Here is a 23,747-nt window from a genome sequence, read left to right as displayed (position 1 = left end):
GCCTAGACGAGAAAGAGCACCACCATGACCACCACCGCACCCACCCCGATGTCGGATCTCATGGCCCCCGGCCCCAAGCTGCTGCGCCTGTCGCTGCGCCTGGATTCGGTCGTCACCACCGCGAACGGGCTTGCCTACCTGGCACTTTCGGGCCCACTGGAATCCCTGCTCGGCCTGGATCGCGGCCTCGGCATCCCGATCGGCATCTTCCTCACCCTCTACGGCATCGCCGTCGGCCTGATCGGCGTCCCCGCGACGCCCAACACCTCGGCCGCTCACGGCGCGGTCCTCGTGAACGCCGCCTGGGTGGCGCTCAGCCTGATCGCCCTGCTGACCGGCACGCTCGAGCTGAACCTGGCCGGCTCCGTCTGGACCGTCATGCAGGCCGCCACCGTCGGCGCCTTCGCCGCCCTCCAATACCTGGGCATCCGCAAGGCAGCCTGATCCTTCCGCGACGCGGTACCGGTACTCCGGTGCCGCGTTCTCGGGTGTCGGGTACGGGCGGAGTCCGCTCGTGATCGGTAGCCTCGTCCCGGGACGACGTGAGGAGCCTCGGATGAGCAAGCCCGTGCGTATCGGTATCCAGCTGCAACCGCAGCATTCGGCCAAGTACGGATCGATCCGCGACGCGGTGCTGCGCGCGGAGGACCTGGGTGTGGACATCGTCTTCAACTGGGACCACTTCTATCCCCTGACCGGTGATCCGGAGGGGGCGCATTTCGAGTGCTGGACCATGCTCGGCGCCTGGGCCGAGCAGACCGAGCGGGTGGAGATCGGCGCGCTGGTCACCGGCGGCGGTTATCGCAATCCGGATCTGCTGGCCGATATGGCGCGCACCGTCGACCATGTCAGCGACGGTCGGCTGATCCTGGGGATCGGCGCGGGCTGGTTCCAGAAGGACTACGACCAGTACGGCTACGAATTCGGAACTCCCGGAACCCGATTGGCCCTGCTGAAGGACTCGATGGCGCGGATCGACGCCCGGCTGCGGCAGCTGAACCCGCCGCCGACCCGGCAGATCCCGATCCTGATCGGCGGTGGCGGGGAGAAGAAGACGCTGCGCCTGGTGGCCGAGTACGCCGATATCTGGCACAGCTTCGCCGACGCCACCGTGCTGGCCCGCAAGAACGCCATCCTCGGCGAGCACTGCGCGGCCGTCGGACGCGAATCCGCCGCGATCGAGCGGTCGGTGCAGTGGCCGGGCGTGGCCGACGCGCCCGGTCTGCGGGCCGAAGGGGTCACCCTGTTCACGGTGGGCGTCAACGGACCGGACTACGACCTGTCCGAGGTGGAGCGTGCCCTGCGCTGGCGGGACGAGGTGAATCCGGAGGCGCTCAGCGGCCTGGCCTGAACCACGTGGCGCGACCCTCACTGATGTAACTGGGTATTCGCGCTGGCCACCGATAGGCTGGTCGGTCATGGCCAGCCTGCGTGTCGTGAGGTTCCGGGCGTTGATCGCCGTGATGTTGCTCGCTGTCGGTTTCGTGGCAACAGGCTGCGCGTCCGGCACGGAATCCGGCACGGATCTGTGCGCACCCCCCGGGGTGAACTCCGCCTCGGCGGCGCCGGGCAACCTGGCCTCCTCCGAGGCCGCCGGACCCGACCGCTACACCACCGAGTCGACCGCGCCGCTCGACTCGGTGGACGTGAGCAAGCTCGGGTTGATCACCCCCGGCGTGCTCAGTGTCGGCACCCTGTCGGACGCGCCGCCCAGCATCTGCGTCAACTCCGAGGGGCAGTTCACCGGGTTCGACAATCTCCTGCTCGAAGCCGTCGCCGCGAAGCTCGGGCTGCGCGTGCAGTTCTCGGGCACCGAGTTCGCGGGCCTGCTGGCCCAGGTGGCGGGTAAGCGCTTCGATGTCGGCTCCTCGAACATCACCACCACGGCCGCGCGCCGCGAGCTAGTCGGATTCACCAATGGCTACGACTTCGGTTACTTCGCGCTCGTCGTGCGCGACGGCAGCGGGATCAGCGCGTTCTCGGATCTGAACGCGGGCAAGCGGATCGCCGTCGTGCAGGGCACCGTGCAGGACGACTACGTGATCAACACACTGCACCTGGACCCGGTGAAGTTCCCCGATTACAACACCGCCTACGCCAATCTGAAATCCGGTCAGGTGGATGCCTGGGTGGCGCCGTCCGCGCAGGCCGACGGGGCGATCAAAGCCGGTGACGGCACCTCCGTCGTCCAGAATGCCTACAGCCTGGACAATTTCGCGGCGTGGGCGGTCGGCAAGACCAATCAGCCGCTGATCGACGCGCTGAACAGCGGACTGGACGCGGTGATCGCGGACGGCACCTACGCCCGGCTCTACACCGACTGGGTGCCGCGCCAGTTCCCGCCCGGCTGGAAGCCGGGCTCCAAAGCCGCTCCCGCGCCGCAACTTCCGGACTTCGCGGCGATCGCGGCCGAGCACGCCGACGAGAAGACCACCGGGCCCGCCGCCCCCAAGTCGACGGTGCAGCAGCTGCGGGAAACGTTCTTCGACTGGTCGCTGTACCGCAAGGCCTTTCCCGACCTGATCAAGACCGGTCTGCCGAATACCCTGATCCTGGCCGTGGTTTCGGGTGTGCTCGGCTGCGTTCTCGGCATGCTGCTGGCCGTGGCGGGCATTTCGCGCACCCGCTGGCTGCGCTGGCCCGCGCGGGTCTACACCGATATCTTCCGCGGCCTGCCCGCCGTGGTGATCATCCTGCTGATCGGGCTCGGTCTCGGCCCGGTCAGCCGGACGCTGACCGGGAACAATCCGTACTGGCTCGGCGCGCTGGCCCTGGCCCTGCTGGCCTCGGCCTATATCGGCGAGATCTTCCGATCGGGTATCCAATCGGTGGATACCGGTCAGCGCGAGGCGGCCGCCGCACTCGGCCTCAGCTACCGCCAGGCGATGCGCCTGGTCATTATTCCGCAGGGTGTGCGAAAAGTGCTGCCCGCGTTGATGAACCAGTTCATCGCGCTGATCAAGGACTCCTCGCTGATCTATTTCCTCGGTCTGCTCGCTACCCAGCGCGAGCTGTTCGCCGTCGGCCGCGATCTCAACGCGCAGACCGGAAACCTGTCGCCGCTGGTCGCCGCGGGCCTGGTGTATCTGCTGCTCACCATCCCGCTGACCCATCTGGTCAACTACCTCGACCGCCGGATGCGCCAGGCCCGGCCCAAGACCGGCCGCACCATCGACTCCCTGGAGCGGGCCACCGTCACCGAGGGCCGCTGAGCACCCATTGATGCGCATCCACTAATGTGACCCGGGCAACAGAACGGATCGATTCGCGTACCGGGAGAGGGAGATTCTGATGACCACAGCACACCTCGAGCACACCGCGCACGACCACGTCCACGGACCCGACTGCGGCCACACCGCCGTCCAGCACGGCGACCACATCGACTACGCGCACGACGGTCACCTGCACCGCGCCCACGACGGCCACTACGACGAGTGCGAGCCCACCGGCCACCAGCCCTGCGACAACCATGCCCACATCCACGGCCCCGACTGCGGCCACGACGCCGTCCAGCACGGCGACCATGTCGACTACCTGCACGACGGTCACCGGCACGCCATCCACGGCGATCACTACGACGACCACTGACCGAACCGGCCGTCGCCCCGTCGGGGTGCGAACTAGCATGCGGGTCATGCAACGATTCGAGGCCACGATCGAGTCCGCCGCGGGCGGCGGCGCCTACGTATGCGTGCCCGATGAGGTGGTGGCGGCTCTCGGCGGCGGCGGGCGGATCCCGGTGCGGGCTACCTTCGACGGTGCCGGCTACACCGGATCGATCGTCTCCATGGGCGAGGGTCCGTGCATCGGCCTGCTGAAATCCATCCGCGCGACGATCGGCAAGCAGGCCGGTGAAACGGTCGCGGTCACGGTCGAACGCGATACCGCCGAGCGGACCGTGGCGGTACCCGATGACCTGGCCGCGGCACTCGCCGCCGTCGGACTCCGCGCGGGATTCGACGGGCAATCCTATTCCCGCCGCCGCGAACAAGTCCGGTCCGTGACCGAGGCCAAGCGAGCCGACACACGCGCCAGGCGGATCGACAAGATCGTCGAGGCGCTGAGCGCGTAAAGCTGCCGTGCTCATCCCAGCCGCTGAGGCTAAGGTGATGGCGAGAAACCCTTTACTCGGATCGTCCGGCACGTTCCTGCCGGTGAATGGGATGGATTCAGCATGGCTACAGTGACCTTCGACAACGCGACCCGGCTCTACCCGGGCTCGGGCAAACCGGCCGTCGACCAGTTGAACCTGGAGATCGCCGACGGCGAATTCCTGGTCCTGGTCGGCCCCTCCGGCTGCGGCAAATCCACGTCGCTGCGGATGCTGGCGGGCCTCGAGGAGGTCAACGGCGGGCGCATCCTGATCGGCGCCAACGACGTCACGCACGCCGAACCCAAGGAACGCGATATCGCCATGGTGTTCCAGAACTACGCGCTCTACCCGCATATGACCGTCGCGGAGAACATGGGCTTCGCGCTCAAGCTCGCCAAGGTCGCCAAGGCGGAGAAGGACCGGCGGGTACTCGAGGCCGCGAAGCTGCTGGATCTGGAGCCCTACCTGGATCGCAAGCCCAAGGCCCTGTCCGGTGGTCAGCGCCAGCGGGTGGCGATGGGCCGGGCGATCGTGCGGCAGCCGCAGGTGTTCCTGATGGACGAGCCGCTGTCGAACCTGGACGCGAAGCTGCGCGTGCAGACCCGCACCCAGATCGCGCAGCTACAGCGTCGTCTCGGCACCACCACCGTCTACGTCACCCACGACCAGGTCGAGGCCATGACCATGGGCGACCGGGTCGCGGTGCTCAAGGACGGCCTGCTCCAGCAGTGCGCCACTCCTCGTGACCTGTACCGGGATCCGGCGAACGCGTTCGTCGCCGGATTCATGGGCTCGCCGGCCATGAACATGTTCACGCTGCCGGTGCAGAACGGTTCGGTGACACTGGGCGGCCACGCGCTGGCGGTGCCGCGCTCGGTGGTCGACGCGGCCGAGGGATCGGTGGTGATGGGTATCCGTCCCGAGCACCTCGAGATCGGCGGCGGCCTGAGCAAGGGCATCGAGATGGAGGTCGACGTGGTCGAGGAACTCGGCTCCGACGCCTACATCTACGGCCGCACGCTGGCCGACGGTGAGTCGAACGGCGCGGGCGAGATCATTGTGGCGCGGGCGGATTGGCGTAACCCGCCGGCCAAGGGCACCCGGCTCACGCTGGCCACCACGCCGGAGCACACCTACTTCTTCTCCGCCGACGACGGTCGTCGCCTGAACTGAGGTTCGCGGCTCAGACCGCGATGAACATCGAGATCGACGCCAACACCAGCAGCACCGAGCCGCCCGCCCAGATCACGCTGGAACGGCCCTGTTCGCGCGCCCGGCGCCCCATGATCCGGGGCACGGCCAGGATCAGCCCGATGCCGACCCAGCAGACCGCCAGGGCGGCAAGGACTTCCGCGATCGCGATCCCGTCGCCTCGGATATAGGTGACGACCAGCGCGAAGGTCGCGTACAGCAGGGCGGCTCCACCGAGGATGGCCGCGACCGTGAACAGCAGTCTGCTCACGGTCGCGTCCCAGGTTCTCGATTGCCGCTGATGCTGCTGTGCTTCCTGATACCGGTAGGACATGCACCCATCATGGCAATCCGCTACCGGTGCGGGCACGGGGTTTTTACTCAGGTGCGCAACGTCACGGCCGAGCCGTCCAGTGGACTCGAGATTCCGCGATCCCGCCGCACCGGGTGCGTAGGGTGACGGGGTGACCGAACCCGTGGTGTACGCGATCCCGTTGCGGACGCGGTTCCGGGGCATCACCGTGCGTGAGGGGATGCTGATTCCGGGGCCGCTGGGCTGGGGCGAATTCTGCCCGTTCCCGGAGTACGACGACCGGGAGGCGGCCGGGTGGCTGGCGACGGCGCTCGAACAGAGCGCGCTCGGGTGGCCGGAGCCGGTGCGCGACCGGATTCCGGTCAATTGCATTGTGCCCGCGGTGGATCCGGAGCGGGCCTATCGGGTCGTGGCCGAATCCGGTTGTGGCACTGCCAAGGTGAAGGTGGCCGACCACCCGGATTCGCTCGCCGAGGACCTGGCCCGGGTCGAGGCGGTGCGCGACGCGCTCGGCGCGCAGGGCGCGATCCGGGTGGATGCCAACGCGGTGTGGGATGTGGATACGGCGATCACCGCCATCGCCGAACTCGACCGGGCCGCAGCCGGTTTGCAGTACGTCGAACAACCCTGCCGCACGCTCGAGGAGCTGGCCGCGGTGCGCCGCAAGGTCGACGTGCGGATCGCGGCCGACGAGTCCATCCGCCGGGCCGCGGACCCGCTGCGAGTAGCGGTCGCGGGCGCGGCGGATATCGCGATCCTCAAATGCACGCCGCTGGGCGGGGTGCAGCGGGCGCTGGAAGTCGCGGAAGCGGCCGCGCTCCCCTGCGTGGTGTCCTCGGCCTTGGAGACCAGTGTGGGACTGGCGGCCCAACTGGCCCTGGCCGGTGCGCTGCCCGAACTCGACTTCGCCTGCGGCCTCGGCACCACCGCGCTGTTCGACGGCGATGTCGTCACCGAATCGCTGCGCCCGGTGGACGGCTACCTTCCGGTCCCCAGCACCCCGCCGACCCCGGATCCCGCCCTGCTCGAGCGCTACCGGCACCCTGACCCTGCTCGAACGTCGTGGTGGCACGACCGCTTCAACCGTGTTCGTCGCCTGCTGCCCGCCTGACGCGGGCACCACGACTGCCTGCCCCATTCGCTTCGTATGGCGCGCGCCGACATCTCGCCCCCACATGGCGTCGGCCCCGCACGCTGTCAGATTCCGCGCACCGCGCCGTCAGTTCAGCCGCACACCGCAGTTCAACAGCGTGGCCCGCAGCAGCAGCGCCGCCTCCGGTCCGATCACGCCGTCGACCAATTCCAGGTAGCACGAACAGAATTCGGGGCCGTGCGGGGCGAGATCGTCAGTCGCCGACTCCAGATGGTGGGCGAGTTCGTGCAGCACGACGAGTTCCCGGAGAGCCCACGCGGTCCCGCCGGTGTGCAAAGGTACCGCCAGGACCGCGTCGGCCGCCTCGTAATGGGCAGCGGTCGCTCCGGCACGCGACCGGACCCGCACCGGGATCGAGGCCCTATCCCATTGCGCCCGAACCCAATTGAGCGCGAGCACCCTGTCAGCATAAGCCTGTACCGAGGCCACCGAGGCGAAACGACGTTCGATCGGCAGCGTGAGCTGCGATCCGTACAGATCGACGGTGCGGCTGCCGAATTCGTCGGCGCGGTCGAAGACGCCGCGTACCAGCTGTTCGGCGTCGTACACCCGGGCCCGCTGACTGTCGCGCACACTCATCGCACCGCATCCCGCCCCGTCGGATCACCGTGTATCAATTGTCCACAATTCGCCGGTGCGAAATCCATCCACACCCGTCCACAGGGTTCACTCCGCGTCCTCACGCTGGGTCAACTCGCCGCGGGGCGCACCCAGTTCGGGCGAATTCCCCAGTCGCGCGGCCTTCCCCGCTCGATCCCCGGCCCGCCGTGCCGCCGCCGAATGGCCCGCCGAGACCTGCGGACCGCGCCAGGTGCCGCGGGCCTCGGAGGTCTTCGCATAGAAGTCGACCAACTCGATCTCCTTGTCCCGTAAGGCGAGCGCGGTGCCGGCCGCGGTCTCCGACGGCGCGACCGCCGCCGTCTCGACCTCCTGTTTCACCACCGCGAGCCGCCGCCCGACCCGCGCCGCGAAGGCCATCTGGAAGTTCAACCGGGCGGTCACCGCCGCCACCGGCGCCTGCACCCGCCGCCGCACCGTGCGCCCCCAGCGCTGCTCGTCGACCACCTTCTCCACGGTCGCCGACCGGTACGCACCCGACTTGATGTAATGGTCCGAGGCACGCACCATCTGGATCAGCAGACTCGCGTAGAGCGCCTCACAGGTGTCGATATCGGCGTCGAAACCGTAGGCGTACACCTGCGTCGAGGTACGGGCAACATCGCAGCGCACATCGTTGGCGTGCGCGATCGCGACGAACAACTGCACATAGGTGCGCAACCCCTTCTTGCCGACCGCGCCGATCGGGATGACCCGCTGCACCGGCGCCGGCCTGCGCTCACGCCCGCGCACATGCGCCCGCGCCACCGCCAGATCGATCGAGGAGCGAGTGGCCAGCCGCTGCGCCGCGGCCAGGAACGCCTCGGCCTCGTGCGCGTTGTCGGTGGATTCGGCCTGCCGCAGCAATCCCCCGATGCGGGTCAGCATCCGGTCGGGAACCCCATTCGGCACAGTCATCGCCTGTAATCGTAGGAGAGCGGCCCGCTCGCCGATCCGTGGCCTGGGACCGAGCACAGGAAAGCGACACAACCGGGGCGGCCTTCGCGCACACCATGTATCTTGCCTTGTGCAAGCGGCAGTCTGTGCCGCCGCTCACGATCTGAACCTGGAGTGAACGCGATGGCTATAAAGAAGGATGCGCCGACCGCCCGGCGTTCGTCACTCGTGCCGCGGGCCGCCGTCGCGCTCTCCGCGTGCGCGCTGCTCACCGCCACATTCGCCAGCGCCTGCTCCAACGACAGCGGTACCAACCCGACCAGCCAGAACCTCACCGGTCGCGGCCCGATCACCTATGTCGAAGGCAAAGACACCACCGACACCGGCGTGGTCAAGCAGCTGATCGAGCGCTGGAACGCCTCGCACCCGACCGAGCAGGTGACGTTCAAGGAGCAGTCCAACGACGCCTCGCAGCAGTACGACGACCTGATCGAGCACATGCGCTCGAAGTCGGCGGACTACGACGTGGTCGCCCTGGACGTGCCGTGGACCGCCGAGTTCGCCGCGAAGGGCTACCTGCAGCCGCTCAAGGACACCTTCGCCATCGACACCTCCACGCTGCTGTCCCCGCCCGTGGCCAGCGCGACCTACAACAACACCCTCTACGCGGCGCCGCGGAACACCAACGGCGGCCTGCTGTTCTACCGCACCGACCTGGTCCCGAATCCCCCCAAGACCTGGACCGAGCTGCTCAGCCAGTGCCCGGTCGCCAAGGAGCAGAGCATCGGCTGCTACGCCGGTCAATTCGCGACCTACGAGGGCCTGACCGTGAACACCTCCGAGGTGATCAACGGCTTCGGCGGCACCTTCGTCGGCCCCGATGGCAAGACCCCGACAGTGAACAGCCCGCAGGCCCGCAAGGGCCTGACCACCCTGGTGGACGCCTACAACAACGGCGATATCCCCAAGGAGGCCATCACCTTCAAGGAGCCGGAGTCGGCCAACGCCTTCCAGTCCGGCAAGCTGATGTTCCTGCGCGGCTGGCCGTCCACCTTCGGCGACCTCAAGTCCGAGGGCTCCTCGGTCAAGGACAAGTTCGCCGTCGCCCCGCTGCCCGGTGAGACCGGCGTCGGCGCCTCCACCCTGGGCGGCTACAACGCGGCGATCAGCGCGTTCTCCAAGAACAAGGCCACCGCGCTGGACTTCCTGCGCTACCTGATCAGCGAAGAGGCACAGCAGCTGGTGGCGGCGAGCTCGCTGCCGTCGGTGCGCGCCTCGATGTACGACGACCCGGCGCTGATCGCGAAGATGCCGTACCTGCCCGCCCTCAAGGACTCGATCGCCAGCGCCGTGCCGCGCCCGGTCACCCCGTTCTACCCGGCGGTCTCGAAGGCGATCCAGGAGAACGCCGCCGCCGCGCTGCGCGGCGAGAAGTCCGTGGACGACGCGATCGTGGGCATGCAGAAGGGCATCGAGTCGGCCGGCTCGTAGCGGACCCGGACCCACCCGTAGGAGAGAGATAAACGGTGTCGGATCCTTCTGGAACGGCTACACGCAAGCGTTTCAGCCTCCGCGAGAGCGGTAAGCCGTGGCTGTTCGTCGCGCCGGTGCTGGTGGCACTGGCTGTGGTCATCGGATATCCGGTGTTCCGCGCGATCTACATGTCGTTCCAGAAGGACGCCGGGCTCGACCCGGCGACCGGCATGTTCGTCGAGGGCGGCAACGCCGGGTTCGCCAACTACACGCACTGGCTGTTGCAGCAGTGCACGCTGCCCACCGGTGAGACGATCGCCTGCCCGACCGGCAATCTGGGCTCGCAGTTCTGGCTGGCGATCGGCGTCACCCTGTTCTTCACCGTCGTCACCGTCGCGCTGGAGGCCACCATCGGCCTCGGCATGGCGATGGTGATGGGCAAGAGCTTCACCGGTCGCGCGCTGCTGCGCGCCGCGGTGCTGATCCCGTGGGCCATACCCACCGCCGTCACAGCGCGGCTGTGGGAGTTCATGTTCCAGTACGACGGTGTGGTGAACCGGGTGTTCGGCACGCACATCCTCTGGACCACCGACCCGTGGTTCTCGCGGTTCGCGGTGATCGCCGCCGATGTCTGGAAGACCACGCCGTTCATGGCGCTGCTGCTGCTGGCCGGTCTCCAGGTCATCCCCGGCGATGTGTACGAGGCCGCCAAGGTCGACGGCGCGTCGGCCTGGCAGCGGTTCACCCAGATCACGCTGCCTCTGCTCAAGCCCGCGCTGCTGGTCGCGGTGCTGTTCCGCACCATGGACGCGCTGCGCATGTTCGACCTGCCCGCGATCATGACCCAGGGCAACCCGAACACCCGGACCGCTTCGATCCTGGTGGTCGACCAGTTCCGGCAGGGCCCCAACAGTGCCGCCGCGCTGTCCACCATCACCTTCCTGCTCATCTTCGCGGTCGCGTTCCTGCTCGTGAAGGTGCTGGGCGCCAACGCCGTTCGCACTCAGGAAGCCCAGCGAGAAGGGGCGGTGCGCTGATGGCCGTCGCGACAAAGAACCCGGCCGCGCCGTCCTGGACCCGGCGGCTGCGCACACCCCGGCTGTACTTCGGTGTGCTGATCATCCTGGTGTGGGGCCTGGGCCCGTTCTACTGGATGGCGGTCACCGCGTTCCGCGATCCGGACTACACCTTCGACAACACTCCGTGGCCGACGCATCTGACCATGGAAAACTTCCGCAATGCCTTCGACACCTCGCGTGGCAACGATTTCGGCAGGGCGCTGATCAACAGTTTCGTCATCGGGTCGATCACCACGGTGCTCGCGCTGATCATCGGCATCTTCGCGGCCTACGCGCTGGCCCGGCTGACCTTCCGCGGCAAGTACCTGGTGTCGGGGCTGATCCTGTCCGCGTCGATGTTCCCGGTGGTCGTGCTGGTGACCCCGCTGTTCCAGCTGTTCACCAATATCGGCTGGATCGGTGAGTACCAGGCGATGATCATCCCGAACATCTCGTTCGTGCTGCCGATGACGGTCTACATCCTGGCCTCGTTCTTCACCGAACTCCCCTGGGAGCTCGAGGAAGCGGCCCGGATCGACGGCGCCAGCAAGTTGCAGGCGTTCCGGCTGGTCATGCTGCCGCTGGCGGCGCCGGCGGTGTTCACCACCGCGATCCTGGCGTTCATCGCCGCGGTCAACGAATATCTGCTGGCCCGTTTGCTTTCCAGCGGTTCGACCGAACCGGTGACGGTGGCGATCGCGCGCTTCTCCGGCAACAACCCGGTGGTGCCGCCGTACGCGGCGATCATGGCCGCGGGCACCATCGTCACCATTCCGCTGGTGACCATGGTGCTGATCTTCCAGCGCCGCATCATCTCCGGACTGACCGCGGGCGGTGTCAAGAGCTAGGGACCGTGTCGGGATGCGGTGATAGCATCCCGACACAATCCAGGCGCGCTAGTCTCGAAGCGTCAGGTGTGCTTTACCGAACGTTGCTTCTGGCACATGGGTGAACTCGACCGACGCTCCGGGAGGAGATGCTCGTGCGTAGGAAAACCGGCAGGCGCGCGGAGCCTGCGTCCTATGCCTCGCTCGCCGGCTGGGACGAACCCACCCTGCGCGACACACCCGCGGTTCGCCCCGCGCCCCCGCCCGCCGAACGCCCGCCCCGCACCCGCGCCCAGCGCGCCCGCAGATTGGCGCTCGCGCTGTTCATCCTGTTCGTCGGCGTTCCCGCGCTGCTGTCCGGTCTGGCGTACTGGAGTGCCGAGATCCCCGACCCGAGCGCGGTGCAGACCAATCAGATCGCCACCATCCTGGCCGCCGACAGCTCCACGGTGCTCGCCGAAGTCGTTCCGCCGGACGGCAATCGGACACCGGTCCCGCTCGATCAGGTGCCCCAGCACGTGCGTGACGCCGTGCTCGCCGCCGAGGACCGCAGCTTCTACACCAATGCCGGATACTCCACCTCGGGCTTCCTGCGCGCCACCCGCGACAATCTGCTCGGCCGGGAGAACGCGGGCGGCGGCTCCACCATCACCCAGCAGTACGTCAAGAACGCTTTCCTCGGCTCCGAGCGCACCGTCAGCCGCAAGATGCGGGAACTGATCATCGCCGCGAAGATGGCCCGGCAGTGGAGCAAGGACGACATCCTCGCCGCCTACCTCAACACCGTCTACTACGGGCGCGGCGCCTACGGTATCGCCGCGGCGGCGAAGGCCTACTTCGGCAGGGAACCGGCGCACCTGTCCCGGGCCGAGGGCGCGGTACTGGCCGCCGTGCTGCGCACCCCCTCCCTGCTCGACCCGGAATCGCATCTGCCGCAGTTGAAAGCGCGCTGGCAGTACGTGATCGACGGCATGGTCGAGATGGGTGTGCTGGCGCCCGGCGATCGAGACGCCACCCGGTTCCCCGACATCCTCCCGATCACCGAACTGCCCACCGTCGACGAGGCGCGCGGTCCCGAGGGCCTGATCCGCACCCAGGTGCTGCGGGAACTGCGTGCCTCGGGCATCAGCGAACAGGAGCTGAACACCGGCGCCCTGCGGATCACCACCACGATCGATGCCCGCGCGCAACAGGCCGCGCTGGGCGCCATCGCCGACCGGCTCGGCGGGCAGCCACCCGAATTGCGCGGCGCGGTGGTGTCGATCGATCCGCGTTCGGGCGCGGTGCGTGCCTACTACGGCGGCGCCGACGGCATCGGCTACGACTTCGCCCAGGCGCCGCTGCAAACCGGTTCGGCCTTCAAGGTTTTCGCGACCATCGCCGCGCAGCAGCAGAGCATTCCGCTGCACCGGGTGATCGACAGCTCCCCGATCACCGACCGCGGCACCAGGATCACCAATGTGGACGGTGAGAGCTGCGGCAAATGCACCATCGCCGAGGCGCTGAAACGGTCGCTGAACACCACCTTCTACCGGCTGACCATGACCATGTTCGACGGCCCGGGCGCGATCGCCGCGGCCGCCCACCAGGCCGGTATCCCGGAGGAGATCCCCGGTGTCGCGGGCAAGACACTGACCGAGGACGACGGCCGCCCGCTCAATGGAATCGTGCTGGGCCAGTACCTCGTTCGGCCGATCGACATGGCGTCGGCGTACGCGACCATCGCCGCTTCGGGCGTCTACCACCGCCCCTATTTCGTGCAGCGGGTGGTCACCGGCGACGGCCGGGTGCTGCTCGATCGCGACCCCACGAACCGGGTCGGGGAACAACTTCCGGAGGGCGAGCAACGGATCCCGCGCCATATCGCCGACAACACCATCGCGGCCATGGCGCCGATCGCCGCCTATTCCAACGGCCATGCCCTGGCCGAGGGCCGCCCCTCCGGCGCCAAGACCGGCACCACCCAGCTCGGGGAAAGCGACTGGAACAAGGACGCCTGGATGATCGGCTTCACCCCCGGGCTGTCCACGGCGGTCTGGGTCGGCACCGAGCTGTCGCAGCCGATCCGCACCGCTCGCGGCGCCGATATCTACGGCTCCGGCCTGCCCTCCGATATCTGGAAGCAGGTGATGGACAACACACTCGCGGGCACACCCGTGGAGCAGTTCCCGGACCCCGCCGCCCCGGCCGCACCGCAGGCCCTGATTCCGGGTAAACCGTCCGGGGGTCCATACGACATTCTCGACCCGCAGCAGCAGGAACCACAGCAGGACCACGGACCGGTCATCGTCTTCCCGCCCGCGCCCGGCGGCGGGGAGGTGGAGATTTTCCCCGGTTTCTCCGTTCCCGTGCCCAGGTGACAGCTGTTTCACAGCCAGTCTTGTCGATCTTGTGACCTAGCACGCCCCACAGGAACACTGGACGTGGCAGCATCGTTTGCCAGAGTGAGAGCGAATCCTGGGTGAAAACTCCGAATCCGGATCCGGGTCGGCACTGACGCCGGCGACGCGATGCGGAAGGATAGCGCTCGAGCGACGAACAGCGGCGTGAACGATGAGCCAGGAAGGCCCGGGAGCATGGGCTCCCGGTGCGCCGCCAAGCGAAACAGACTAGACATAGGGGCAACGCCGGTGGATTTCGAAGTCGTTGACCGTCCCGAGCTCTTGGTGGCGGGAACAGTACTGCGCAGCCCTGCGCTCGCGGTCGAAGGGCCGCGCCGCCTCAAGGTGGAAGAAGCGTGGAAGCGCACCATGGCGCGGACGCTGCCAGGCCCGCCGACCACCGCGTACGTGGACCACGCGCCGGAGATCAACTCGTATCTCACCCATATCGTCGGCTACCGCTGCAAGAGCCTGGACGATCTACAACCCGGCGATGTGCTCGCCCGGGTGCCCGCCGGGCGCTTCGCCCAGTTCACCGCCAGCGGCGACAATCTCGGCGACACGATCGTCAGCATCTGGCGGGCGGTGTGGGACGCGGAGGCGGCGGGCAGGTTCGTGCGCTCCTACACCGGGGATTCCGAGCATTATCCGGACGCGCGCACGGCCCAGATATTCGTGGCGCTGGCCGACGACGAGGCCGAGGGGTAGAACCGTGGATTTCGAGATTGTCACCCTGGACGACAGCCTGGTCGCGGGCTTGACCATTCCGCTGGCCGGACGCGAGGTCACCGCCCGCGATCTGGACCTGGTGAACTTCACCTGGGATCGCTACCTGGCCCGGGAGAAGGCGGTACCGCGAGTGGCCGCCTACATCGGCCAGAACGATCACGCGGTCGCCGTGCTCGGCTACGAGGTCGGCGGACTCGACGACGTGGACGCGGGCGACGTGCTGACCCGGATACCCGCCGGCCGCTACGCCAGATTCGTGGTCTCGGACAAGCCGTACGATCTGCTGCGCACCGCGTGGGCGCAGGTGGCCAAAGCCGAAGCGGCGGGCACGATCACGCGCTCGCACCGAGCCGAGGTGGAGCGCTACACCGGCCCGACCTCGGTCGAGGTCTACGTCTCGCTCGACTGAGCACGCCCGAACGAAACCGGCCCCGGCGAATGCCGGGGCCGGTTCACGTTGTGCGCCGGTATTACTCGGCGTCGATGATGAACGCCTCGAGCTGCGCCCGCGCGACATCGTCGGCGAGCTGCTGCGGCGGGGACTTCATCAGGTAGGCCGAGGCCGGGATGACCGGGCCGCCGATGCCGCGGTCCTTGGCGATCTTCGCCGCGCGGACCGCGTCGATGATGATGCCCGCCGAGTTCGGCGAATCCCACACCTCGAGCTTGTATTCCAGGTTCAGCGGCACATCGCCGAAGGCGCGACCCTCGAGGCGCACATAGGCCCACTTGCGGTCGTCGAGCCACTCGACGTAGTCCGACGGGCCGATGTGCACGTTGCGGTCGTGCACCTTGCCCGCCAGCGGGCCCTCCAGGTTGGAGGTGACGGCCTGGGTCTTGGAGACCTTCTTCGACTCCAGCCGATCACGCTCGAGCATGTTCTTGAAGTCCATGTTGCCGCCGACGTTCAGCTGGTACGTGCGATCCAGCGTGACACCGCGGTCCTCGAACAGCTTGGCCATCACGCGGTGGGTGATGGTCGCGCCGACCTGCGACTTGATGTCGTCACCGACGATCGGGACACCCGCGTCGGCGAACTTCTTGGCCCACACCGGATCCGAGGCGATGAACACCGGCAGCGCGTTGACGAAGGCGACCCCCGCGTCGATGGCGCACTGCGCGTAGAACTTGTCGGCCTCTTCCGAGCCCACCGGCAGGTAGGAGACGAGCACGTCGACCTGCGCGTCCTTCAGGACCTTGACCACGTCGACCGGCTCGGCCTCGGAGACCTCGATGGTCTCGGAGTAGTACTTGCCGATACCGTCCAGGGTCGGGCCACGCTGCACGGTGATGCCGGTCGGCGGCACATCGGCGATCTTGATGGTGTTGTTCTCGCTGGCGACGATGGCGTCGGCCAGGTCGAAACCGACCTTCTTGGCGTCGACGTCGAACGCGGCGACGAAGTTCACATCACGCACGTGGTACGCGCCGAACTTGACGTGCATCAGGCCCGGAACGGTGGCGGACTCGTCCGCGTCCCGGTAGTACTGCACACCCTGGACCAGGGAGGAGGCGCAGTTGCCGACGCCAACGATGGCCACGCGTACTTCCGTGGCGTTACCAGCCTTCTTGGTTTCAGTCATGGCCGATGTTTCCCTCTTTCTGTGGTGCCGCGTTCGTCGATTGCTCCGCCGCAATCAACTCGTTGAGCCAGCGCACTTCGCGCTCGCTTGATTCCAGACCGAGCTGGTGGAGCTGGCGGGTGTAGCGATCCAGCGACCCGCTGGCCTTCTTGATCGCCTCCCGCAGGCTCTCCCGGCGTTCCTCGACCTGCCTGCGCCGCCCCTCGAGGATGCGCATGCGCGCCTCGGCGGGAGTGCGGTTGAAGAAGGCGAGGTGCACGCCGAAGCCGTCATCGGTGTAGTTCTGCGGGCCGGTGTCGGCGAGCAGTTCGGTGAAGCGTTCTCGCCCCTGCGATGTCAGTTGATAGACCCGTCGCGCGCGGCGCATCGGCACGCCCGCGACGTTCTCCTCGTCGATCAGTCCGTCGGCCTGCATGCGCCGCAGCGTCGGATAGAGCGACCCGTAGGAGAAGGCCCGAAACGGTCCGAGCAGACCCGTGAGCCGCTTGCGCAACTCGTAGCCGTGCATGGGCGCTTCGAGGAGCAGCCCGAGAATCGCCAGCTCGAGCATCGGGCTTCACCCCCTGACTTGTGTACAGACCTAACCAACAGATGCGATTGCCAACTATATCGCGCCGATATACCTGAGCGCACGGGGAGGCAACGGCGCACTCTGGCCAGGGCGGCACTCGATGTTCACCAGTACTCTGGGGTCCGTGCTTATTCAGCGGCAGGTGGTCGACTACGCGCTCCGGCGCCGGTCCCTGCTGGCTGACGTGTATGCGGGCCGGGTCGGTGTCGCCGAGGTATGTGATGCGAATCCCTACCTCCTGCGTGCGGCCAAATTCCACGGCCGGGGGAGCGAGGTCACGTGCCCTATCTGCCGGAAAGAACAGCTGACACTCGTATCCTGGGTCTACGGCGACGAGCTCGGGCCGATGGCCGGGTCCGCTCGTACCCCCGAGGAGCTGGTGCGTCTCGCCGAGACGCGTGCGGAATTCTCGGTTCATGTCGTCGAGGTATGCCGGACGTGCAGCTGGAATCATCTGGTGCAGTCCTATGTGCTCGGCACGGCGCCGGCACCGACCAGGCGCCGCGCGAACCGTCGTACCGCCGCCGAATGAACTAACCGAATGCGCAGCTGTCCGGCGAGGACCACAACCAGCCACGCAGTCCGATACGAGTTATGGAGATCTTGTCAGTGACTTCCCCCTACGGCGATGAACCGCACGGCGGCCGTCCACAGCGAGGTTCACAACCGGGTCCCAACTCACCGGAGCGTCGTCAGCCTCCTCCCGGTTTCCGGCCGCTGCCCCCGCAGGGCGCACGGCCGCAGCAGGGCGGCCCGCGGGGTCCGCAGCCGCCGCAACAGGGGCCGCCGCCCCAGAATCGCGCGCCGCAAGGGCGACCGCCCCAGGGCCGTCCGCCCCACGATCGGGCACCGCGGAGTGGGCCCAATCCGCAGGCGACACAGAAACTTCCGAACCCGAACCGGGCCGGTTCGCTGAGCGAGGCCGTGGCCGAACGCAATCGGCGGCCCGAGGGCAACCGCGCGCCGGGCGCTTCGCGTCCGGCGACCGGCGGACGCCCGGCCGTGGACCGGGCCGGAGCCGAACGCACCGCGCGCACCGAACGTCCGGGCGCCGAACGCACGCTGCGCAACGGCCGCACGAACGGCCCGTCCACCGGTGAACGCCGGGCGACCGCGGGCGGTCCGCCGTCCGGTCCGCCGCCGCGGCGCGGTGGTCGCGGCGGTGACGGTGGCGGCGAGGGCCCGGGGCGGCGTCGTCCGGGGCAGGGGCAGGGCCGGCGCTTCCCGTGGAAAGCCGTGCGCCGCACCCTGTATGTGCTGATGGCGCTGGCCATCGTGGTGCCGAGCACCGCGTTCCTGATCGCCTACTCCTCGGTGTCGGTGCCCAAACCCGGTGATCTGAAGAACAATCAGGTCGCCTTCATCTACGGCAACGACGGCGAGACCGTGCTCAGCAAGGTGGTGCCGCCGGAGGGCAACCGCACCGACGTCACCATCGACCAGATTCCACCGCACGTGCGCAATGCCGTGATCGCCGCCGAGGACCGGGATTTCTACACCAACCCCGGCTTCTCCATCTCCGGTTTCGCCCGCGCCGCCCGCGACAATCTCCTCGGCAAGGAGAGCGCCGGTGGTGGTTCGACCATTACGCAGCAGTATGTGAAGAACGCGATGGTCGGTGACGAGCGCTCCTACACCCGTAAACTGCGCGAGCTGGTCATCTCGGCGAAGATGGCGCGGCAGTGGAGCAAGGACGAGATCCTTACCGCCTACCTGAACACCATCTACTTCGGTCGCGGTGCCTACGGCATCGATGCCGCCGCCAAGGCTTACTTCGGCAAGCCGGTCCAGGAACTCAGCGTCGCCGAGGGCGCCGTCCTCGCCGCCACCATCCAGCTCCCGTCGTCCCTGGACCCGGAGAAGAACCCCGAGGGCGCCAAGTCCCGCTGGAACTATGTCCTCGACGGCATGCGCGACATGAACAACCTCAACGCCACCGACCGCCAGGGCATGCAGTACCCGGCTGTGGTGCCGCTGGCGACGGTCCGGGACAAGTCCCAGGATTCGGGGCCGGAAGGTCTCGTGAAGACCCAGGTGCTCAAAGAGCTTGCGGCCGCGGGTATCAGCGAGCAGCAGCTCAACCAGTCCGGCTTGAAGATCACCACCACCATCGACCCGAAGATGCAGGCGGCCGCGGTCGATGCGGCGACGAAGAAGATGGAGGGCGAGCCCGAGCAGTTGCGGACCGCGGTGGTGTCGATCGATCCGCGCACGGGCGCGGTGAAGGCCTACTACGGCGGCACCGATGGCCAGGGTTACGACTACGCCAATGCGCCGCTGCAGACCGGTTCGTCGTTCAAGGCGGTCGGCCTGGCCGCGAATCTCGAACAGGGCATCCCGCTTTCGCAGCTGTACGACAGCGGGCCGCTCACGGTCAACGGCATCAAGATCACCAATGTCGAGGGTGAGCAGTGCGGTAACTGCACCATCGCCGAGGCGTTGAAGCGCTCGCTGAACACCAGCTTCTACCGGATGCAGATCGATATGGGCAACGGGCCCAAGAAGATCGCCGACATGGGCCACAAGCTCGGCATCCCGGACAGCCTGCCTGGCATCGCCAAGACCCTGTCCGAGTCCGATGGTTCCGGCCCGAACAACGGCATCGTGCTCGGCCAGTACGAGGCACGCCCGCTCGATATGGCCTCGGTCTACGCGACGTTCGCGGCCTCCGGCGTCTATCACGCGCCGCACTTCGTCACCAAGGTCGTCACCGCCGACGGTGATGTCCTGCTCGACCGCGGCGAGGTCGCCGGTGAGCAGCGCGTCTCCGCGGCCGTCGCCGACAATGTCACCGCGGCGATGAAGCCGATCGCGGCCTACTCGCGCAACCACAACCTGTCGAACAACCGGGAGTCCGCGGCCAAGACCGGTACCGCCCAGCTCGGCGACACCGGCGAGAACAAGGACGCCTGGATGGTCGGCTACACGCCGTCGCTGTCCACGGCCGTATGGGTCGGCACGGTCGACAACACCCGGCTGCGGAATTACCAGGGCGGCATGATCTACGGCTCCGGCCTGCCGTCGGACATCTGGAAGGCCACGATGGACGGCGCCCTCCAGGGCACCCCCAACGAGACCTTCCCGAAGCCCGCCGCGATCAAGGGCCAGGCCGGTGTCCCCGAATGGTCTGCCCCCTACACCGCCCCGTCGACGACGCAGTTCGTCCCGCCGGTGGTCGTCCCGACCCAGATTCAGATCCCGGGCCTGCCGTTCACCATCCCGGGCCTGGGCGTCCAGGAACAGCCGCAGCAGCAACAACAGCAGCAGGAACCCCAGTCCCCACAGACCCCGGACCAGGGCCCGCTGCCCGGCCAGCCGATCGCGCCGACCGACGGCTCCCAGCCGACGTCATCGAACCGCCCCGATGACAACGACAACGGAAACGGCAATACCCGGCCCACAACTCGAAGTAGGTAGGACAGCAACAGGCCGAGGGCCGAATCGGATACCCGTCCGATTCGGCCCTCGGCCGTTCTGCGGTGCCGCTGAGCTGGCTGGTTCTGGTCAATGGGTCGGGTGGGGCGGGGGAACGGTAGCCTCGAACTCTGTGACCGAGCAGCAGGTGGTGGACGGACAGGTGTCCACGGGTGGGCGGGGGCACAATGGTGCTGGGCCGCGATGGGTGTGGGCCGGGGGTCCCGCGGCGGATCCGCGGTCGGTGGATGGGCGGGATCGGCCCAGCCGGAATGATTCGCTGGTGGCGCAGTTGTCCACGACGGTCGGGGGGCCGGTGGGGGATCATGCGCTGATCGGGCGGGCGCGGTTCTGGACGCCGTTGCGGGTGCTGTTTCTGTTCACCGTGGTGTTTCTGGCGTTGGGGTGGGGGGCCAAGGCGCCGTGTATTCAGCAGACGAGCGCGCCGGATGGGCGGGCAATGCTGGACTGGGGGGACGGGCGGCAGTACACGGCGATGTGTTATTCGGACACGGTGCCGCTGTACGGGGCCGAACGGCTGGACGAGGGCGCGTTCCCGTACAAGAAATCCTGGACCGAGGAGACGCCGGACGGCGGGGTCGAGACCCGCTATATGGAATACCCGGTGCTGTCGGGGCTGTACCAGTACCTGGGCATGCAGATCGCCAAGACCTGGGACGCCTCCCCGCTGCCGGGCGCGCTGCAAGTCGTCCTGTACTTCAATGTGATCGCGTTCGGTTTGGCGCTGGCCTGGTTGGTGACGGTGTGGGCCTCGGCGACCCTGGCGGGGCGCCGGGTCTGGGATATCGCGCTGCTGGCCTGCTCGCCGCTGGTGATCGTGCACGCGTTCACCAATTTCGACGCGCTCGCCACGGCTTTCGCGGCCACCGGCCTGCTGGCCTGGGCGCGCCGCAAGCCGGTGCTGGCGGGCATCCTGCTCGGTCTGGGCGGTGCGGCGAAACTGTATCCGCTGCTGCTGCTCGGCCCGATCGTGGTGCTGTGCCTGCGCGTGGACCCCATGCGCCGCACGCCGAGCGCCCACACCGGATTACGGCTGCGCGATATCGACAGTGGCGCGAGGGCACTGACCTGGCTGCGGGAGACGCCCGACCGGATCCGGGTCACGAGTCAGCGTCCGCTCGGCGCGGCGGGTGTGGCGGTGGGCGCGGCGGCAAGCACCTGGGTGCTGGTGAATCTGCCGATCGCCCTGCTGTTTCCGCAGGGTTGGCGGGAGTTCTTCCGCCTCAACACCACCCGGCACGCCGACCCGGATTCGCTGTACAACGTGATCACCTCGTTCACCGGCTGGAGCGGCTTCGACGGTGAACTCGCGCACGGCGAGGCCCCGACCATCCTGAACACGGTGTCGCTGCTGCTGTTCCTGCTGGCCTGCCTGCTCATCGCCTATATCGCGTTGACCGCGCCGCGCCGCCCCCGGCTGGCACAGCTGTGCTTCCTGGTGGTCGCCGCGTTCCTGCTGACCAACAAGGTGTGGAGCCCGCAGTATTCGCTGTGGCTGGTGCCGCTGGCGGTACTGGCGCTGCCGCATCGTCGGATCCTGCTGGCCTGGATGACGATCGACGCCCTGGTCTGGGCGCCGCGCATGTTCTACTACCTGGGCCTGGACCGTAAGGGGCTGCCGGAGCAGTGGTTCACGGGCACTGTCGCGCTGCGCGATCTCGCGGTTGTCGGCCTGTGCGCGCTGATCGTGTGGCAGATCTACCGGCCCGCGCAGGATCTGGTCCGCCGGGATTTCGTGGACGATCCGGTCGGTGGCGTGGTAGACCGCGCCACCGACCCGCTACTGCCGTGGCTGCCGGAGTGGTTGCGCCCCTGGGATTCGCTGCGCCACCACCATCCAGCCCGCTGACCCGGGCCGGGAACTAGTCGACGCGAAGTAACCGGGCCTGCCGGTGTGGATCCGGCGGCAGCAGATCGAGTTCCAGATGCCAGGCGCTGCCGGTCCACGGATCGAACATCGGTGTGTCGGTCAGTGTCGGCAGGTGCCGGCACGCTTGGGACAGCACGGCGATCGTCTCGTCCTCGGATTCGGACTCGTCGGTGCCGACGATCATGATGGACAGCCCGATCAGGTCGCCGCGCAGCATGAGCGCGCCGATCCGCTGGGCGTCGACCGGCTGGTAGCCGTGCGGGAAGTCGGCGGCCAGCAGCACCCGATGCTCGGTGGGCGGGGTGAAATTGCCGCTGCTGTACGCCATCTCAGCGAGTTCGGCCTGGTCGGCCAGCGCTTTGATCCGCGCCGAGATCTCGCTGTGGTCGGTGACCACCGGCCCGTTCAACAGGGGCAGCAGCGGCGCGATCAGCCCGGTGAAGGCGCCGGACAGGTCGATGACGTCGAGCCGGGTGCGGCGGGTCGGGTCGGCGGCGCGCAGGCGGGCCAGCAGCGCGCCGACCACCGGCACGACGGCGGCGGTGTATTCGGTGTCGATCCACAGCGGCCGGGTGAGCGGTACCGGCACGCAATACGGAATCCGCAGCGGCCCACGCTCGTTCGCGTACAGTTCGCCGAGCCGGATGCCGTCGGCCTTGGCGGCCGGGCGATCCCAGGCCGCGGAATTCCAGGAGGCCAGGGCGGGCGGCAGCTGATCGTCGGCGGTGACGAGTTCCTGGATCAGGTGGTCGCTGTCGCGCCCATGGTTGGCTTCGGCGGTAGCGATCAGGTCGTCGTAGCGCTGCTGGGCGGCCTGGCGGGCCGCCTCCCCCGCCGGGCTGTTGCGAGTGGCCGGGTCGGAGACCGCCGCGGACAGTTCCTCATCGAGCCGGTCACCGGCGTAGGCGCGCGCGGACAGCAGCGCCGCGGCGGAGCGGGCGGCGTCCTCGAAGATCATCCACAGTCGTTCCACCCCGTGTGACAGTTCCAGTGGCGCACCGGCGGCCGGGCCGGGGATGGCGCCGTGGTCGTGGCCGTGCGGCGTCTCGGCCTGCGCGGAGTGCACGTGCGCGTCCGGGCCGGGGTGGTCCACCTCGACGCCGTGCGCGTTGAGCAGGACCGCGAGCCCGCCCGCGTAGCCCTGCCCGACCGCGCGCACCTTCCACGCCTCGCCGCGGCGATACACCTCGAAGCAGATCAGCGCCGTCTCCCCCGCCAGCGGGGTGATCGCGAATTCCGCTGTCGGCGTGCGGTTCTCGGACAGGGTGACGGTCACCGGACCGAGCCCGCCGAGCGGTGCGGGGTCGGCGCTGACCACCAGCAGCACCGCCTGTGCGTCGGCCCGCACCTGTGACAGCGTGACCGTCACCTCGTCGTCGGCCAGCGCCACGCCGGCGGTGGCCATCTGGTTGTAGAAGACGAAGTCGTCGGTGTCGAACACGCGCAGGTTCTCTGCCACTACCAGCGCGGAAACATCCAGTGCGGCTGTGGCTTTCGCGCTGAACCGGATCGCGTCGGCGGAAAGCGGCGTGTTCTGACCGGCCTTGAGCTGAATCACGTGATCTGCCCTGCTGTT

At 68.1% G+C, this 23,747-nt stretch carries 22 protein-coding genes; 16 read left to right on the top strand and 6 right to left on the bottom strand.

Features of this window, described 5'->3' with window-relative positions; genetic code table 11:
* Positions 1-24: 24 nt before the first annotated feature.
* The 6 genes from ACFVMC_RS06920 (at position 25) to ACFVMC_RS06895 (ending at position 5,266) form a co-directional block, all read left to right on the top strand.
* Positions 25-444, top strand: a complete 420-nt coding sequence (locus ACFVMC_RS06920; RefSeq protein WP_379207555.1) for a hypothetical protein — start codon at positions 25-27, stop codon at positions 442-444.
* A gap of 112 nt (positions 445-556) precedes the next feature.
* Positions 557-1,351, top strand: a complete 795-nt coding sequence (locus tag ACFVMC_RS06915) for an LLM class F420-dependent oxidoreductase (protein ID WP_379207553.1) — start codon at positions 557-559, stop codon at positions 1,349-1,351.
* Positions 1,352-1,418: 67 nt separating this feature from the next.
* Positions 1,419-3,212, top strand: a complete 1,794-nt coding sequence (locus tag ACFVMC_RS06910) for an ABC transporter substrate-binding protein/permease (protein WP_379207551.1) — start codon at positions 1,419-1,421, stop codon at positions 3,210-3,212.
* Positions 3,213-3,291: 79 nt separating this feature from the next.
* Positions 3,292-3,588, top strand: a complete 297-nt coding sequence (locus ACFVMC_RS06905) for a hypothetical protein (RefSeq protein WP_379207550.1) — start codon at positions 3,292-3,294, stop codon at positions 3,586-3,588.
* A gap of 46 nt (positions 3,589-3,634) precedes the next feature.
* Entirely contained in the window at positions 3,635-4,072 is a 438-nt protein-coding gene (locus ACFVMC_RS06900) for a YdeI/OmpD-associated family protein (RefSeq protein ID WP_379207548.1), read from the top strand.
* A gap of 102 nt (positions 4,073-4,174) precedes the next feature.
* Complete coding sequence (locus tag ACFVMC_RS06895) at positions 4,175-5,266, top strand: ABC transporter ATP-binding protein (protein ID WP_379207547.1); 1,092 nt, start codon at positions 4,175-4,177, stop codon at positions 5,264-5,266.
* Between the two features lie 10 nt (positions 5,267-5,276).
* Here ACFVMC_RS06895 and ACFVMC_RS06890 read toward each other — a convergent pair whose 3' ends face one another.
* Positions 5,277-5,618, bottom strand: coding sequence for a hypothetical protein (locus ACFVMC_RS06890; RefSeq protein WP_379207545.1), 342 nt, complete (start codon positions 5,616-5,618; stop codon positions 5,277-5,279).
* Between the two features lie 130 nt (positions 5,619-5,748).
* Here ACFVMC_RS06890 and ACFVMC_RS06885 point away from each other — a divergent pair, with 130 nt between their 5' ends.
* Complete coding sequence (locus ACFVMC_RS06885) at positions 5,749-6,708, top strand: o-succinylbenzoate synthase (protein ID WP_379207544.1); 960 nt, start codon at positions 5,749-5,751, stop codon at positions 6,706-6,708.
* Positions 6,709-6,816: 108 nt separating this feature from the next.
* Here the strand turns inward: ACFVMC_RS06885 and ACFVMC_RS06880 are convergent, their stop codons facing one another.
* The gene (locus ACFVMC_RS06880) at positions 6,817-7,329 is read right to left on the bottom strand and encodes a TIGR04338 family metallohydrolase (protein WP_379207542.1); all 513 of its coding nucleotides are present in this window, start codon (positions 7,327-7,329) and stop codon (positions 6,817-6,819) included.
* 87 nt (positions 7,330-7,416) lie between these two features.
* The gene (locus tag ACFVMC_RS06875) at positions 7,417-8,265 is read right to left on the bottom strand and encodes a DUF2786 domain-containing protein (protein ID WP_379207541.1); all 849 of its coding nucleotides are present in this window, start codon (positions 8,263-8,265) and stop codon (positions 7,417-7,419) included.
* A gap of 162 nt (positions 8,266-8,427) precedes the next feature.
* On the opposite strand from ACFVMC_RS06875, the gene ACFVMC_RS06870 reads away from it, so the two are divergent.
* From ACFVMC_RS06870 to ACFVMC_RS06845, 6 genes are all read left to right on the top strand, one after another.
* Positions 8,428-9,735 carry an ABC transporter substrate-binding protein gene (locus tag ACFVMC_RS06870; protein ID WP_379207539.1) on the top strand — a complete coding sequence of 436 codons (1,308 nt, stop codon included), beginning with the start codon at positions 8,428-8,430 and terminating at the stop codon, positions 9,733-9,735.
* Between the two features lie 35 nt (positions 9,736-9,770).
* Positions 9,771-10,754: a carbohydrate ABC transporter permease gene (locus ACFVMC_RS06865; RefSeq protein ID WP_379207538.1), complete on the top strand. Its 984-nt coding sequence runs from the start codon at positions 9,771-9,773 to the stop codon at positions 10,752-10,754.
* Positions 10,754-11,623 (top strand): carbohydrate ABC transporter permease, encoded by an 870-nt coding sequence (locus ACFVMC_RS06860; protein ID WP_379207536.1) that lies wholly within the window; start codon positions 10,754-10,756, stop codon positions 11,621-11,623. The genes ACFVMC_RS06865 and ACFVMC_RS06860 overlap by 1 nt, the downstream gene beginning before the upstream one ends.
* A 128-nt stretch (positions 11,624-11,751) precedes the next feature.
* Positions 11,752-13,962 carry a transglycosylase domain-containing protein gene (locus ACFVMC_RS06855; protein WP_379207535.1) on the top strand — a complete coding sequence of 737 codons (2,211 nt, stop codon included), beginning with the start codon at positions 11,752-11,754 and terminating at the stop codon, positions 13,960-13,962.
* 270 nt (positions 13,963-14,232) lie between these two features.
* On the top strand, positions 14,233-14,691 hold the full coding sequence (locus tag ACFVMC_RS06850) for a GyrI-like domain-containing protein (RefSeq protein WP_379207533.1): 459 nt from the start codon (positions 14,233-14,235) through the stop codon (positions 14,689-14,691).
* A gap of 4 nt (positions 14,692-14,695) precedes the next feature.
* Positions 14,696-15,121, top strand: a complete 426-nt coding sequence (locus ACFVMC_RS06845; protein ID WP_379207532.1) for a GyrI-like domain-containing protein — start codon at positions 14,696-14,698, stop codon at positions 15,119-15,121.
* 61 nt (positions 15,122-15,182) lie between these two features.
* Here the strand turns inward: ACFVMC_RS06845 and ACFVMC_RS06840 are convergent, their stop codons facing one another.
* A complete protein-coding gene (locus ACFVMC_RS06840; RefSeq protein ID WP_379207530.1) occupies positions 15,183-16,295 on the bottom strand; it encodes an inositol-3-phosphate synthase in 1,113 nt (370 codons plus the stop codon).
* Positions 16,288-16,845: a PadR family transcriptional regulator gene (locus ACFVMC_RS06835; protein ID WP_379207528.1), complete on the bottom strand. Its 558-nt coding sequence runs from the start codon at positions 16,843-16,845 to the stop codon at positions 16,288-16,290. The genes ACFVMC_RS06840 and ACFVMC_RS06835 overlap by 8 nt, the downstream gene beginning before the upstream one ends.
* Positions 16,846-16,966: 121 nt before the next feature.
* Between ACFVMC_RS06835 and ACFVMC_RS06830 the strand changes: the two genes are divergently transcribed.
* The 3 genes from ACFVMC_RS06830 to ACFVMC_RS06820 all read left to right on the top strand — a co-directional run bounded on the left by ACFVMC_RS06830 (position 16,967) and on the right by ACFVMC_RS06820 (position 22,150).
* Positions 16,967-17,398, top strand: coding sequence for a DUF5318 domain-containing protein (locus ACFVMC_RS06830; RefSeq protein ID WP_379207527.1), 432 nt, complete (start codon positions 16,967-16,969; stop codon positions 17,396-17,398).
* 392 nt (positions 17,399-17,790) lie between these two features.
* Positions 17,791-20,283, top strand: coding sequence for a transglycosylase domain-containing protein (locus tag ACFVMC_RS06825; RefSeq protein WP_379207525.1), 2,493 nt, complete (start codon positions 17,791-17,793; stop codon positions 20,281-20,283).
* Between the two features lie 205 nt (positions 20,284-20,488).
* Positions 20,489-22,150 (top strand): glycosyltransferase family 87 protein, encoded by a 1,662-nt coding sequence (locus tag ACFVMC_RS06820; protein WP_379207870.1) that lies wholly within the window; start codon positions 20,489-20,491, stop codon positions 22,148-22,150.
* A 13-nt stretch (positions 22,151-22,163) separates the two neighbouring features.
* Here ACFVMC_RS06820 and ACFVMC_RS06815 read toward each other — a convergent pair whose 3' ends face one another.
* Complete coding sequence (locus ACFVMC_RS06815; protein ID WP_379207523.1) at positions 22,164-23,729, bottom strand: TerD family protein; 1,566 nt, start codon at positions 23,727-23,729, stop codon at positions 22,164-22,166.
* Positions 23,730-23,747: the final 18 nt, after the last annotated feature.

The organism is Nocardia sp. NPDC127579, assembly GCF_042672005.1.
GTDB lineage: Bacteria > Actinomycetota > Actinomycetes > Mycobacteriales > Mycobacteriaceae > Nocardia.
The sequence above is the reverse complement of the archived record's forward strand: the minus strand, read 5'-3'. Positions and strand labels throughout refer to the sequence as shown.